Raw genomic sequence first — 13,761 nt, forward strand, 5'->3', positions numbered from 1 at the left:
TCCAAGAAAAAGTCAGTTATGGACAGGGGTGAGCGGTGTCTATCTCAAAATGCAGCATTTGCGGCAGCAAAATGTCAAAGAACAAATTCACTAAAGCCGGAAGGCAGAGGTGGAGATGTAGCTTATGCGGAGGCTCTAGTGTTAGGAGAAACGATACCTCTGCAAGATGTCTTAAAGTGTTTGTTGAATGGCTTTTGGGTAAGCTCTCTCAAAGCTGACGCTAGATTACGATTCAACTCATCCGCATACTAGTTCAAAAAAGTTAGAAAAATGGTCAAAACTTCCGGCTTTCCATGGTCATAGCGCCACATAGCTAACTTGAATTGTGGAGAACACTGGGCAAACAGGGTTCTTCAATTCAATTTTGATTAGTAATTGGCGCAATTTGGCATTATAGACTGTGGAAAGTTGGAAGTTTTGACCATTTTTCACCTAAAAAGTGACGAATACAACACACGGTCTGGTTTGATCAGAGTTCCATCACAGCGCGCCCTATCCATATGCAATCGACTGAGCCTTACACACCTTTCTGCCTCCATGCCTTAACTTTAGCAAAACGCATTGAGTGAGCCTTAGCCTGACGTATTAAGCCTTAGCGCTAGCCCCAGTTTCTACTACTCGAAATTCTGCCATATTTGATGAAAGTAGTTCAGTATAGGCATCTACATCTAAATCGTCTCTTTTTATATTTATGGACAGATATACTTCCCCATTTCGAATGCCGGAATCTACTACTGAATCCGCAAAATCAGCCTTAAGCTGATCGAGAAGACCTTGCGCCTGCGTTTCATCGGTAGCATCTATAACAATATCGCTTTTTTGCAACCGACCCTCTGCATTAAATGTAGCTGTCTCTGTAGCTCGATGCGTGCTCCCATCGGCTCCGCGAACCGCATATTGATAAACAGCATAGCTTTCAGTAGTTTCACTTTCCGCGCTGCTACTAGATGCCGCAGCAGCAGAACTGACTTCTTCTTGCGACTTGTCGGCATTTGAAGCCATATTCGAGAAAGTAGCCGCATCTATAGTGCCCGTAAGAAGCATAACTGTAAGAATAGCGCATATTAAAGCAACTACTAAAAGAAGGACGCCCACGACATTGCCCTTATTAACGCCATGCTTTTCCTTTTCAGGCGCAACAGTAATCTTCTTAGGCTGAGCTGAAGGACGCGGGTCGGACGATACTATACTTCTTTCAAGTTGAGCATTTGTAGATTGCGGAGTTTCAGGCAGCGGTTGAACGGGCGAAGGTGCAACATTATCAGTAGATGGCGTTTGTGTTGGCGCTTGCTCAGGCGCAACATCTAGCGGCTTTATGGTGCCCGTTACTCGGTTTAGATTGCGCGTGCTTTCTACGGCAGGCGTTTTGGGCATCTCGGTAGCCGATATAGCTTCAGATTCAGAAATTGGCTGTATAACACCAGTAGACGCAGCGGTAGATGCAGCGCCCTCGCTATGTTGACTATCAGAAATCGGAATAGTAGCTTGCTCGGAAGGTTCTATAGCTGCCTGCGCTGGCGCGGTACTAGGCACCTGTATTTCAGCAGTAGGCTGAGTATCGCTTCGAGAAACCGGCGTAGCAGATTCAGGCGAAGGTGCGGAACTATCCGCAACAACCTTAGTATCTTTTGCGGGCAACTGCTCGATCGAAGCTTTCGAAGTAGCTGGAATTTGCTCGGACATACGCTCGGATGCCGCAGATGCCTGACCCATCGGAGCAGCGGAATACGGAACCGTATCCGCAGTTTCACGCTTATTCAAAAATGATGGCTCGGCAATGCGTGTCTGATCTTCAGCAAAGCCGCGCACCACCTGCGCAGTTTTTGGCTGCGAGATGCCTTCTTCTGCATCTGAATTTTCAGCCTGCTTTTGCGCCTCGGCTTGCATGCGACGACGTTTCTGTTGTTCTTCTAATTCGCGCCGCCATTGCTGAGAGCGAATCTGCTGCTCTCTGATTTGCTCTTCGCGCTCTGAATTGCGTTTAGCGTGTTCTTGGCTCTTGGCAGCAGACGCGCGCACCGTACTTGATGGAACAATTCCTAACGCAGCCATAACGTCCATAACATCAGCATCTGCTGCAATGTCGGCAGCTGCTTGATCGGAAGATTGCTTTGATTCCGCAGATGTCTTTAACGGCGTAGTTATTGAAGCAGAATCGGCAGGCGATGCCTTAGACTTTTTAGATGCACCACCCTTAGACCCTTTGGATTTTTTCGAAGAACTTTCCTTACTTTTATTTGGCGTAGAGGAGGCACCTAGCGCCTCAAATAGATCGTCAATAGATATAGAGTCGTTCGTAGCGTCACTCATTCTTTTCCCCTACCCAAACGCTTAGCAGCCTAGCAAGCACGTAAAGCGCTGCAGTACTCAGCTGTTATACGCCTTCCTAGCATTTGTCTGCTGTGTGTAATCATGCGTATACCGAGAATAGCACAAACCATTGACAACACAAATGCCACAATTGCTGGAAAGACATTTATCGTTGGTTTTTCAACTGTCTGCTGTGGAGCAGCTTTTGCCGTTACCATAGTGCTTTGCGTGGATGTAACCACCTTCATAGCCTCTGCGCGCTTTTTAGCGGAATCAACTGCTGTGTCGTTAGCCAACATAGCTGGTCCCACAGTTTCACTCATCAAATTACTGTTGGCAGCCAAATTGGCGCTCTCGCCAGAAACGGCTAACTCGGTAGTGGCAGATTCGGTTGTATTAGCATGATCGCTGATAGCGTCAGAAAAAACAGTACCAGAAAATAGCTGATCGTCATAATCGAACACGCTAGCAGCAAAACAAGGAATAGCATAGAACATAAGCGCGACAGAAAGTGCTATTAAAAACAAACCACGCATGCGCTGCGCCCGCTGCTTCTTCTTGATAATAGAGCGGTAATGATGCGCATCGCCTTGATACAGCATCGTATTCTCCTTAATCGTTTAAAGTGCATTTTGAGAACATTCATATGATATCAAATTGCAGAGAATATACGCAAATTTCACAATTCGGCAAATGGCTTTTAGGAGCCGGCAACCACATGGGCAACCACATGTAATCTCAAAATTTAACCTGCACAACAATGCGGTGTAGAATAATAGCAATGAAAATCTAGCGAATTTGGAGAGATATGTACGACGGAATGCCCAATATAGGTCGCAACGACGAGTGCTGGTGTGGAAGTGGTAAAAAATACAAGAAATGCCATGCCGATTTTGATGAAAAACTACAAGCTCTAGCAAATGCGGGTGAAGAAGTACCACCTAGAAAGCTTCTCAAAATGCCAACCGACATAGAAGGGGTAAAGCGCTCGGCAGAGGTAAACGTGGGCGTACTAGACTATATTAGCGAGAAAATAGAGCCGGGAATTACTACTGAACAAATAGATAAATGGGTGCACGATTACACATTTGAACATGGCGCAATACCCGCCCCGCTAGATTACGAAGGCTTCCCAAAAAGCGTTTGCACAAGCGTTGATGAAGTTGTTTGTCACGGCATACCCAGCGAAGATGAAATTTTACAAGAAGGCAGCATAGTTAATGTGGACTGCTCTACCATAAAGGACGGATATTTCAGCGACTCTTCACGCATGTTTATGATAGGGGACGTGTCTCCCGAAAAAGCCGAGCTTGTGCGCGTTACCAAAGAGGCTGTAGATGTAGGTCTTGCAGCTGTGAAACCATGGGGGCACTTAGGCGATATTGGCGCGGCAATCAACCGGTTTGCCAAAGACCACGGGTATAGTGTTGTGCGCGAATTCGGCGGACATGGTATTGGATTAGAATTTCACGAAGAACCATTTGTTAGTTTTGTTACACGCCCAAATACTGGTCCTATATTGGTTCCGGGATTAATGTTTACAATAGAGCCAATGATAAATATGGGCAAACATAAAATAGATATGTCTGACCCGAACGGCTGGACAGTGCGCACAGCAGATGGCAAGCCAACCGCGCAATGGGAAGTGCAGATAGTTATAACTGAAGACGGATACGAATTATTAAGTTGGTAGCACAACTAAACTTCATCCGTAAAACTGCATAAATGAAGCGAAGGCTACAAAACTACCATTTCGTGCGGCGTGGCTGTAAGCACATCAAAACCGTCTGTGCCTATAACGCCCATATCTTCTAAGCGCATGCCGAATTCGCCCGGTATATAAATGCCGGGTTCAACCGTTACTACATTGCCCGAGCAAAGCGGACGGTTGTTTCTTATACTTAAAACTGGCAACTCGTGAATGTCGAGCCCGACACCGTGCCCTAGCGCATGACCCATGCATCCCTTAAAGCCGCCGGCGGCAAGTATATCTTCAGCTAGTTCATGGGCTTGTTTGCCCGTAACACCCGCTTTTAGCATAGATTCAACTTGCTCATTGGCGCTGCGTAGCACCTCCCACGCACGCAACATTTTTCCGCTGGGCTGCCCCAGAAATACAGTCCGCGTCATATCGGAACAGTAACCGTGCTTTTTGGCTCCGAAATCCATAACAACACACATACCAGCTTCCAGCTTTGTATTGCCGGGTTGCGCATGCGGACTTGCACCATTTTCACCACATGCAACTATAGTTGGAAATGCAAGAGCATCGGCTCCAAGTTTAAACATAATATCGTCGAGAAGCCGCGCAACTTCTATCTCTGTCATGCCCGGTGCCATCTGATCAACAATCAGCTGAAAGGCTTCATCTGTTATAGATTGCGCTTCGCGCATATATGCCAATTCGCTATTATCTTTTACGGAACGTAATTCAAGTATTACATCGTGCGTTTCTCGCAAATACTTATGACCTATGGTGCGCTCTATCTTTCTGTATTCTTCTAAACTTATAGAATCTTCAATACCAAGGTGACTGTTTTTTATTGCACCAGCTTTCTTCCAACGGCGATTTGCCCATTCTGAAAAACTTATACGCTTGGCATCTATCTTGAAACCGCTTTTTGCTTGCTGTTTTTTCGCAGCAAGCAAATACCGAGTATCGGTATGCAGATGCGCCTTTTTGTCCGAAGTGGAAATAAATGCGGCATGAGCACGCTCGTCGTCAAATACCCCCTGAAAGCCCGTTAACCAAGCTATGTTAGATGTGTCGCGAACATAAAAGGCATCCAGATGCTGTTTGCGGCAAATTTTTTGAAGCTTTTTTATGCGCTTTTTCACTTGTCCTCCAGAAGAATATCTATTGCGTCCAAATAGCCCTGACGACCGCGACCACTTATCTGAGCTATACATTCAGGTTCGATAACTGAAACTTTTCGAAAATCTTCCCTAGAGTTGATGTCGGATATATGCACTTCAACCACCGGCACATCTATGCTGGCAACAGCATCGCGTAAAGCATATGAATAGTGAGTATGCGCTCCCGGGTTATAAACTATGCCATCGAATTTTCCGTAAGCAGAATGCATCTTATCTATTAGTGCCCCTTCATGATTAGATTGAAAACACTCTGCCACCGCACCGCGCGATTTAGCATATTCACAAAACTCATTCTCTATCGATTTGAGCGTATCGGTTCCATATATTTCTGGCTCACGAACCCCAAGCATATTTAAGTTTGGCCCGTTCAATAGCAACAATTTTTTCATTTTTGCCCCTATTCGCGCATCCACTTATCTAAAGCATCAATTATTGCAGCATCGTCAACATCCATCAGCTTCCACTTGCCTACATCAAGCGGCAGCACGAACCTTACCTGACCCCCACGCGCTTTCTTGTCGCGTTTCATCACATTTAGCACTTCTTCAGGATTTGCCTTCCATCCAAGGCGCACAAGACCCAATTCATCTAAAAGTTGTGCCTGTGTATCGGCGAATTCTTTACTTGTGCCAAGCATCTCGCTTGCCATTTGCATAGCAAATCGCATACCTTCTGCCACAGCAGCACCATGAGAATAAACCCCGTAACCCGACATTTTCTCTATTGCGTGCGCTAATGTGTGTCCGTAGTTCAAACATTCGCGAACGCCTTTGCTTTCAGTTTTATCCTGCGCAACAATATCGGCCTTAAACACAACGCAACGCGCAATAGCCTCTGTCACAACCGCTTCATCACGCGCTGCCATAGCACCAGCTTGGTCCAATAGCCAGAAAAAGAAATCGTCTGAACATATAGCGGCAGATTTTGCTACCTCGGCACAACCGCAACGCCATTCGCGCTCTGGAAGAGTATGCAGAGTATCTGTGCTTGCACATACGTATGACGGCTGGCAAAAAGTACCCACTAAATTCTTGCCTGCACTAAGGTTTATTCCTGTTTTGCCCCCAACAGACGAATCGACCATTGAAAGCAAAGTAGTAGGCACTTGAACAACTTTAATACCGCGCATGAAGGTGGAAGCAACAAACCCCGCCAAATCGCCCACAACTCCGCCTCCTAGCGCAACCACAAAGCAATCGCGCGTAAGACCAAGACCAGCCATGGCTTCCCATATCTCGGAAGCTACATCTATACACTTCGATGCTTCTCCTGCGCCTATAACTACATCGCTTGTTTTGTATCCTGCCCGCACAAGCGAGTCTTTCGCGCGCGCCAGATATAGAGGCTCTACATTCGAATCGGTTATAACAAGCGCTTGCGGAGCTTGAGTTATTGATGGAATTCTGCAGCACCAATCTCCCAGATTGTCTAGAACTTGCGACCCTATGCGCACATCGTAGGGCTTTTCGTCCGCAATGTTTACCTCTATGCGTGTTGCTGGCATGTTTTCATCCTTAACTATTTCGGCAATTACTTGATTCGGACGCATCGACAAGCACACCTGCATGTTGCAGGCAGCGACGCAAATCGTGCGTTATTGCATTAGTATTCTTATCAAACGTGTCCACCGTAAAATCGCTTGCAGCTTCATAGATTGGAAGGCGCTGAGCAAATCTTGTTCGAGCCGCATCTAAATCTTGAAATAGCGGACGGCTAGACTTATCGGTTATACGAGATGCTGCTTCATCAACATCTACCAACAAATGGACAACAACGCCTGCTTGCTTCATTATTTCGATATTTATAGGTGTTGTAACTACTCCGCCGCCGCACGAAACAATCATCGGTTCGTCTTGCGACACAATATCGCGCAACGCCTGCGTTTCTGTTTCGCGAAATACTCGCTCACCAGAGTCCGCAAATATTTCACTAATTGACATCCCAGCCATGCGCTCTATATACGAATCTAAATCGATAGATGTTAAGCCGCACAAACGCGACAAACGCCTAGATATAGTGGTCTTGCCCGCGCCCATAAAACCTATCAGAAACACGTATTTTGAAAGATTGAAACGCTTCATAACAACTCCAATATGACCTGTCTGCAAAATTCGCGAGACAATTAGCGCCCCATTGTCTTCAAACGACTCTTGTAGCTGGCTATATTAGACTTTATGTCCGCCATGCACGTACTTCCAAATGCCTGCATATATGCATCAGCCAAAACAAATGCTGTTTCTGCCTCTGCAACTACAGCAGCAGCGGGCACAGCGCACACATCGCTTCTCTCGCGCGATGCCATATCAACTTCAAGAGTATCCAAGTTCACAGTCTGAAGCGGATTCATTAGTGTAGGTATAGGTTTCATAGCTGCCGAGATTACCAAAGGTTGCCCGGTGGTCATGCCGCCTTCCAACCCACCTGCATTATTGCTTGTGCGTGTAAAATCGCTCCCGTCAAGCAATATGCCGTCGTGCACTTTCGACCCGGGCAATTCAGCAGCGCGAAAGCCAAGACCAAATTCCACCCCTTTTATTGCAGGAATAGAAAATATAGCCGCGCCCAACTTCGATGTAAGCCGCTCGGATGCAGACGCATAAGTTCCAAGCCCCGGAATTAAGCCTGTAGCCACAACGCGAAAGACTCCACCCAAGCTCTCGCCTGCGGATTTAGCAGCATCTATGGTAGATTTCATGGCTTCTGTCGTAGCCGGATCGGGGCAACGTGTAGCAGATAATTCTATTTCCATTTGCATTTGCGATAAGTCAAGCGACTTTTCTACAGATTCAGGCAGATGCGCATCTCCAATAGAAACCACGTAGCTGTAAACCTCAACCCCCAGTTCAGCCAAAAATTCGCGTGCTATACCAGCAGCAGCCACACGCGCAGCAGTTTCCCTAGCACTAGAGCGCTCAAGAATATCTCTGCAATCGTCAGAATTGGTACGAAGAACACCTACTAAATCGGCATGACCCGGTCTGGGAGTAACTTCGCGCTTTAAATCGGCTGGCGCAGATCCAAAATGAGCCATGCGCGCACTCCAATTATCCCAGTCGCGATTCTGTACAGTAATGCTGATGGGTGCCCCAGTAGTACAGCCGAAACGCACACCAGCGGTTACTATAGCTTTATCTTGTTCAATCTGCTGACGAGCACCTCTACCATAGCCAGATTGGCGGCGGCGCAAATCATAATTGATATTCTTTATATCTATGGGTATGCCCGCCGGCACGCCGCTAACAATGGCGGTAAGTTCCGGTCCATGGCTTTCCCCAGCTGTAACGTAATGCATTTATGCCCGCTTTCGAAAACCGTTAGAAGATATAAATAGTATTCTACACTGAACTTAAAGATCGAAATTAGCAGCTTTAGCCATTATGTCGAATAGCTCATTGTTAGAGAACGGAATTTGCACTTCCTCTATGTCGCATACTATACCAACGGTTGCCACAGCTTGCGACACCAGCATTCCCTGACCGTTTAGAGCTTTTGCTCCTGCATCTTTGGCAGCGCGCAGCAACTCGCTTACCCCATGACCATATACAGTATCAAATATCAACTGGCGCTTATGTATCAAAGATGTATCTATTGGAGACGGATCGTCGGGCTTCATACCTAGTGGAGTAGCATCTATTATTATGTCAGCATCTGCAATAGCTTGTTTGGAAGTGCTGTACGAACCAAACATAAATTCGGTATTCTTGTATGCATCGGAAAACGACACACGACGCGCACCAGCACCCGGCAGGGTTATAGCTGTAGACAGCAAATTGCGATATTCGTCTAAATAACGATTCACTGTATCTTGTGCTTTGTCTTTGCTGCGACTAAGCATTATTACTTTTGCGCAACCAGCCTGCGCGCATTCATGCATAATACTAAGCGCCGTTGGACCGGTACCACAAATAACAACACTAGCCCCCAAAAAAGCAGCTCCCGCGCGCTCTAAATACGAAACACAACCTTGACCGTCAACATTGTAGGCTAATAGGTTTTTGTCTTTGCAGACAACTAAGTTCGCCCCTTGCGCCAACTTCGCTGTAGCTGCCGAGATATCTGCGAAACGAAAAGCCAAAGGTTTCCAAGGTGTAGTTATGTTCATTGATAAAAATTCACGAGAATTCACAAAAGCGCTAGCATCTTCGCTGTTAGGAATATCCATGAAGCCATATTCCCAATTAAGCCCCATCTTTTGATAAAGCGCGTTATACATAGCCGGCGATTTCGAATGAGCCACCGGATGACCTAGTATGTATAAGTTATTATTCAATTAATGCAAACCTTCTAAGATGCTAATCAGCTGTACGTTTTTTGATGGTCTTCATAACTAACGCTGAAAGTGTAACCATTTTCGTCAGAGTAGAAATACATATAGTCGGTTTGCTCAGGATTGCATATAGCCTGCAGTGCCTCTAAAGACGGATTACAAATAGGCGTAGGTGGCAACCCGGGATTAGAATAGGTGCTATACGGCGTATCGGCATGCACTTCTTCGCCCGACGGATCGTGACCGACCTCATAGGCTGTAGTTGCATCAGATTCTAGATACGGACGCTCTGACGCTAGGCGGTTATAGAAAACCGATGCCACAGTAGCACGATTATCTGGAGCAGATTCCTTTTCAACAATTGATGCCAATATAAGCGCTTCGTAGTGATTTAATCCCTGAGATTCTGGATAAGTCCAATCGATTGCTGCTGTGTCGGTTTCATATTGGCGCAGCATAGTGCGTACAAGCGATTCGGCATCATCGGTAGCTGTTATCGTGTAGGTCTTCGGGAACAAGAAGCCTTCTAAATTATTATCGCCAGCATCGGCTAAAAACGGGAATTCTTCGACATACCAACTGGCAACACGAGAAGCCTCCAAGAATGACTCGTATGTTATACGACCACCAGTAGCCTCCTGTACTGCCTGAGCTATAGCTTGGCGAGTATAGCCCTCGGGAACCGTAAGAGTGTCCCCCGTGGCAGTTGGTCCCACCACTAAAGCCTCAATTATGTCTTCCATAGAAGTTTTCCCATTAAAGACATAATCGCCGGGAATTAGAGATGCCGCAGCGTCTTGCTCTTTAAGCAGGTTTAAGAAAGCCCCAGCATCACCTATTAGTCCAGCGTCAACTAAAGAGTCAGCTACTTCTGTAGCCGACTGACCCGGTTCAACTGTAATAATAGCTTGCTGATCGGCAGGCAGAGAGCCTTCGGGCTTTGGCTGACAGCCAAATATTACCAGCGCCACCGCTAGTGCCACCACCACAAGAATAATTACCAAAAATACGTATGGCAGTTTTGACTTTTTGGGCTGTATAGCACTGGTATCGTATGTTTTAAACTCTTGCCGTGCACGTGCATGGGCGCTACGAGCAGCACGACTATTTGTTGACGAAATAGGTACTTGCTTCTGGCGGAGGGGCATATGCTACCTTTCTTGCTGCGTTTTATGCGAATCCAGCCAAGACTGCAAAAACAGACTAGCTGCTATCATGTCGATTTTACCGCGCATTGCGGCTTCATCATACCCTAAATCCCGCAAACTTCGTTTTGCTTCGACAGAGCTTAGCCTCTCATCGGTAAATTCCAGCGGCAATGCGCAATTTTTAGCTATTTGTTCGGCAGCATCACATACGCGCTTTGCCTGCGCTCCACGCTGACCCGATAGCGTAAGAGGAAGACCGCACACCAACAACTCAGGTTCCCAGTCTTCCAGAATGCGTCGCCAAGCCTTTCCATTTGTTATTACTTCCTGATAAGGGACAACGCAAACGGGAGAAGCTACATTTTCGGCAGGATCGCTAATAGCAACTCCGATACGCTTTTCGCCTATGTCAAGTGCCATTATTCTCATATGAAATAATATAGCAGACTATTGCAAGGCGCTAACACTAGATAGGTACAACAAGCCAAATCTGGTGTTAGCGCTCTTACACTGGCTACAAAATCATATCGCGCGCAATATTGAGCGCGTCCTCTATGCCAGCAGGATTCTTTCCTCCAGCTTGCGCCATAGAAGGCTTACCTCCCCCACCGCCACCTATGGCTGGCGCAATAGCCTTTATTATCTGGGAAGCGTCGAAGCCCCGAGCAACCGCCTCATCGGTGCCAGCTGCCATCAAAATAACCTTGCCCTCATTTTCGCCCGCAATAACAATAGCGCCGGGTTCGTCCATACGTGCACGCATAACATCCCAAAGTTGACGCTGACCGCCAGCCTCAATTGCCGGAGCCTTCGCAATAATAACAGGGTATCCCGCACTAGATAGCTTAATCGTTGCAAGCAATTCGGTAATGCCATCGTCAGATACAGCCTCTTTACCGCGCTTGGCAGCTTGTTGTAATTCTTTGAAGCTCTTTAGGTTGGATGCGGTACGTTCGCTAACATCAAACATTGGAACTTTCAATTCGGCTGCTGCTTCACGCAATTCCGCTTCTATCTTGTTAACGTACTCTAGTGCGCCGTAACTGGTAACAGCTTCTATACGCCGCGTATTCGCACCCACACTAGTCTCGCCAGTAACTTTTATAAAGCCTATTTCGGCAGTGTTTCCAACATGACAACCACCGCATAGCTCACGCGAGAAATCTCCCGCTTCCACAACCCGGACATCGGAATCGTACTTTTCGCCAAAAAGCGCCGTTACACCATTCGCGCGCGCCTCGTCTAGCGTTGTTTCGTAAATATTGGTAGGCACAGCCTCCATAACAGCCATATTGGCTACATGTTCCACTTCAGCCACTTGCTTTGCACTAAGCGCTTCAAAATGCGTAAAATCGAAACGCAGCCGGTCTGGTCCAACATAGCTTCCAGCCTGCCGCACATGCTCTCCCAAAACCTTGCGCAGAGCTGAATGAAGAATATGAGTAGCTGTGTGGTTACGTTCAATAGATGCGCGACGCTTTGCATCAACTGTTGCCTCTACCGCATCTCCTACAGAAATGCTGCCACTTTCAACTTTAACGCTGTGCCTGACCAAACCCTTTTCTGGCGCAGTTGTATCGAGCACACGCGCACACATATTAGCGCCTTGAATATAGCCGGTGTCGCCCACTTCGCCGCCCATTTCCGCATAGAAAGGCGTACTGTCTAAAATAACGTCGCCGCTGGTGCCCTCAGAAATAGTGTTAACTAGCTGCCCATCGGACACAAGCGCTACAACTTTGGCATCGAAGCAAATATTGTTGTAGCCAACAAAATTCGTAGGTCCTAGCTCCTTTAAGATATCGGCATAAATTCCGCCATATGTAGACCAAGCAGCCTCGGCATCTTTTGCACCAGCACTTCTAGCCCTCTCGCGCTGAGCTGCCATCTCGGCATCGAAGGCATCCATATCAATATCTATTCCGCGCTCAGCGGCTATTTCGCTAGTTATTTCTACAGGGAAACCATAGGTGTCGTGCAACACAAAGGCAGTCTTGCCGGAAAGTGTATTTCCTTCCAAACTAGACAACGCATCCTCTAAATAAGCTTGCCCGTGGTTTAAGGTAGCACCAAAGCGCTCTTCTTCTGCAAGAATAAGTTTGCGTTCAAGTTCCCTATTTTCCACTATTTCGGGGTAAACGTCTCCCATGAGACGCACGATTTCATCGACATAATCGTTGAGGAACGGTCCTTCTATGCCTATCAAATGAGCCTTCATGATGGCACGGCGCAGCAGGCGGCGAAGCACATAGCCTCTACCTTCGTTACTGGGAAGTATGCCATCGGCAATCATAAATGTAACCGCACGGCTGTGGTCCGCCATTATTCGCAGCGCCAAATCGGTAGCTTGATCTTCGCCGTACTTAACGCCTGCAAGACGCTCACCCACAGCAACCAAGCTGCGCAACACATCTGTCTCATAGTTGCTTTGTACACCTTGCATTATGGCAGCAATGCGCTCTAGCCCCATGCCGGTATCAATGTTTTTCTTCGGCAGCTCAACAAACGAGCCGTCTTCTTGACCGTCGAATTGAGTAAACACGCAATTCCAATATTCCAAGAAACGATCGCAGTCGCATCCGGGGGCGCAATCTGGCTTTCCGCAGCCAAAACTTGGACCTTGGTCAAAGTAAAGTTCAGAACACGGTCCACAAGGTCCTGTTGGACCAGCACGCCAAAAATTGTCATCTTCGCCGAGACGAGAAATATGGCTGTCGGGCACTCCTAAATTCTTCCAAATCTGAATAGTTTCATCGTCATCCTCAAACACAGTAAAGTAGAGCTTCTCTATTGGCAGACCCAAGATATTCACGCTGAAGTCTAGTGCCATTGAGCACATTTCCTGTTTGAAATACTTACCAAAACTGAAGTTTCCAAGCATTTCAAAGAAACTAAGATGGCGACCTGTAGTGCCAATAATGTCAATGTCGTTCGTGCGGACGCATTTTTGCACAGTAGTGGTTCCCACATACGGCTCTTCCAACTGCTTTTGCTGTAGAAAGTATGGCTTGAATTGAACCATACCGGCGCTGGTAAGCAACAACGACGGATCGTCTGGTATCAAGGAAGAAGAGGGCATGCGTTTGTTGCCTTTTTCTTCAAAATAATTCAGATACGCTTCACGTATCTGGGCAGTTGTCATATATTTCATCGGCTATC

The 13,761-nt window shown here is 46.9% G+C and carries 12 protein-coding genes; 1 reads left to right on the forward strand and 11 read right to left on the reverse strand.

Features of this window, described 5'->3' with window-relative positions:
• Positions 1-585 precede the first annotated feature (585 nt).
• Positions 586-2,310 carry a hypothetical protein gene (locus tag G7Y46_RS06945; RefSeq protein WP_165253551.1) on the reverse strand — a complete coding sequence of 575 codons (1,725 nt, stop codon included), beginning with the start codon at positions 2,308-2,310 and terminating at the stop codon, positions 586-588.
• Positions 2,311-2,339: 29 nt separating this feature from the next.
• Positions 2,340-2,912 (reverse strand): hypothetical protein, encoded by a 573-nt coding sequence (locus tag G7Y46_RS06950; RefSeq protein ID WP_165062779.1) that lies wholly within the window; start codon positions 2,910-2,912, stop codon positions 2,340-2,342.
• A gap of 206 nt (positions 2,913-3,118) precedes the next feature.
• On the opposite strand from G7Y46_RS06950, the gene G7Y46_RS06955 reads away from it, so the two are divergent.
• Complete coding sequence (locus G7Y46_RS06955) at positions 3,119-4,003, forward strand: methionyl aminopeptidase (protein WP_165062780.1); 885 nt, start codon at positions 3,119-3,121, stop codon at positions 4,001-4,003.
• A gap of 44 nt (positions 4,004-4,047) precedes the next feature.
• On the opposite strand, the gene G7Y46_RS06960 is transcribed toward G7Y46_RS06955, so the two are convergent.
• The 9 genes from G7Y46_RS06960 to alaS all read right to left on the reverse strand — a co-directional run bounded on the left by G7Y46_RS06960 (position 4,048) and on the right by alaS (position 13,753).
• Positions 4,048-5,148: a Xaa-Pro peptidase family protein gene (locus G7Y46_RS06960; RefSeq protein ID WP_241157087.1), complete on the reverse strand. Its 1,101-nt coding sequence runs from the start codon at positions 5,146-5,148 to the stop codon at positions 4,048-4,050.
• The gene (gene aroQ / locus G7Y46_RS06965; protein ID WP_165253555.1) at positions 5,145-5,576 is read right to left on the reverse strand and encodes a type II 3-dehydroquinate dehydratase; all 432 of its coding nucleotides are present in this window, start codon (positions 5,574-5,576) and stop codon (positions 5,145-5,147) included. Before aroQ ends, G7Y46_RS06960 begins: the two co-directional genes overlap by 4 nt.
• 8 nt (positions 5,577-5,584) lie before the next feature.
• Positions 5,585-6,736, reverse strand: coding sequence for a 3-dehydroquinate synthase (gene aroB, locus G7Y46_RS06970; protein ID WP_241157088.1), 1,152 nt, complete (start codon positions 6,734-6,736; stop codon positions 5,585-5,587).
• A complete protein-coding gene (locus G7Y46_RS06975; protein ID WP_165253557.1) occupies positions 6,702-7,268 on the reverse strand; it encodes a shikimate kinase in 567 nt (188 codons plus the stop codon). Before G7Y46_RS06975 ends, aroB begins: the two co-directional genes overlap by 35 nt.
• A gap of 41 nt (positions 7,269-7,309) precedes the next feature.
• Positions 7,310-8,479 carry a chorismate synthase gene (gene aroC, locus G7Y46_RS06980; RefSeq protein ID WP_165253559.1) on the reverse strand — a complete coding sequence of 390 codons (1,170 nt, stop codon included), beginning with the start codon at positions 8,477-8,479 and terminating at the stop codon, positions 7,310-7,312.
• A gap of 54 nt (positions 8,480-8,533) precedes the next feature.
• Positions 8,534-9,457, reverse strand: coding sequence for a shikimate dehydrogenase (locus G7Y46_RS06985; RefSeq protein WP_241157089.1), 924 nt, complete (start codon positions 9,455-9,457; stop codon positions 8,534-8,536).
• A gap of 26 nt (positions 9,458-9,483) precedes the next feature.
• Positions 9,484-10,602 (reverse strand): endolytic transglycosylase MltG, encoded by a 1,119-nt coding sequence (gene mltG, locus G7Y46_RS06990; RefSeq protein ID WP_165062785.1) that lies wholly within the window; start codon positions 10,600-10,602, stop codon positions 9,484-9,486.
• A gap of 3 nt (positions 10,603-10,605) precedes the next feature.
• Complete coding sequence (gene ruvX, locus G7Y46_RS06995) at positions 10,606-11,031, reverse strand: Holliday junction resolvase RuvX (protein ID WP_165253561.1); 426 nt, start codon at positions 11,029-11,031, stop codon at positions 10,606-10,608.
• An 85-nt stretch (positions 11,032-11,116) separates the two neighbouring features.
• Positions 11,117-13,753, reverse strand: a complete 2,637-nt coding sequence (alaS, locus tag G7Y46_RS07000) for an alanine--tRNA ligase (protein WP_165253563.1) — start codon at positions 13,751-13,753, stop codon at positions 11,117-11,119.
• Positions 13,754-13,761 lie beyond the last annotated feature (8 nt).

It is taken from the genome of Adlercreutzia sp. ZJ304 (genome assembly GCF_011039075.1).
Classification (GTDB): Bacteria; Actinomycetota; Coriobacteriia; order Coriobacteriales; family Eggerthellaceae; genus Adlercreutzia_A.

Excerpts from the sequence above, each read along its gene's own strand:
- G7Y46_RS06945 (WP_165253551.1), bottom strand. The coding sequence starts at position 2,310 with ATGAGTGACGCTACGAACGACTCTATATCTATTGACGATCTATTTGAG.
- G7Y46_RS06950 (WP_165062779.1), bottom strand. The coding sequence starts at position 2,912 with ATGCTGTATCAAGGCGATGCGCATCATTACCGCTCTATTATCAAGAAG.
- G7Y46_RS06955 (WP_165062780.1), top strand. The coding sequence starts at position 3,119 with ATGTACGACGGAATGCCCAATATAGGTCGCAACGACGAGTGCTGGTGT.
- aroQ (WP_165253555.1), bottom strand. The coding sequence starts at position 5,576 with ATGAAAAAATTGTTGCTATTGAACGGGCCAAACTTAAATATGCTTGGG.
- aroB (WP_241157088.1), bottom strand. The coding sequence starts at position 6,736 with ATGCGTCCGAATCAAGTAATTGCCGAAATAGTTAAGGATGAAAACATG.
- G7Y46_RS06975 (WP_165253557.1), bottom strand. The coding sequence starts at position 7,268 with ATGAAGCGTTTCAATCTTTCAAAATACGTGTTTCTGATAGGTTTTATG.
- aroC (WP_165253559.1), bottom strand. The coding sequence starts at position 8,479 with ATGCATTACGTTACAGCTGGGGAAAGCCATGGACCGGAACTTACCGCC.
- mltG (WP_165062785.1), bottom strand. The coding sequence starts at position 10,602 with ATGCCCCTCCGCCAGAAGCAAGTACCTATTTCGTCAACAAATAGTCGT.
- ruvX (WP_165253561.1), bottom strand. The coding sequence starts at position 11,031 with ATGAGAATAATGGCACTTGACATAGGCGAAAAGCGTATCGGAGTTGCT.
- alaS (WP_165253563.1), bottom strand. The coding sequence starts at position 13,753 with ATGAAATATATGACAACTGCCCAGATACGTGAAGCGTATCTGAATTAT.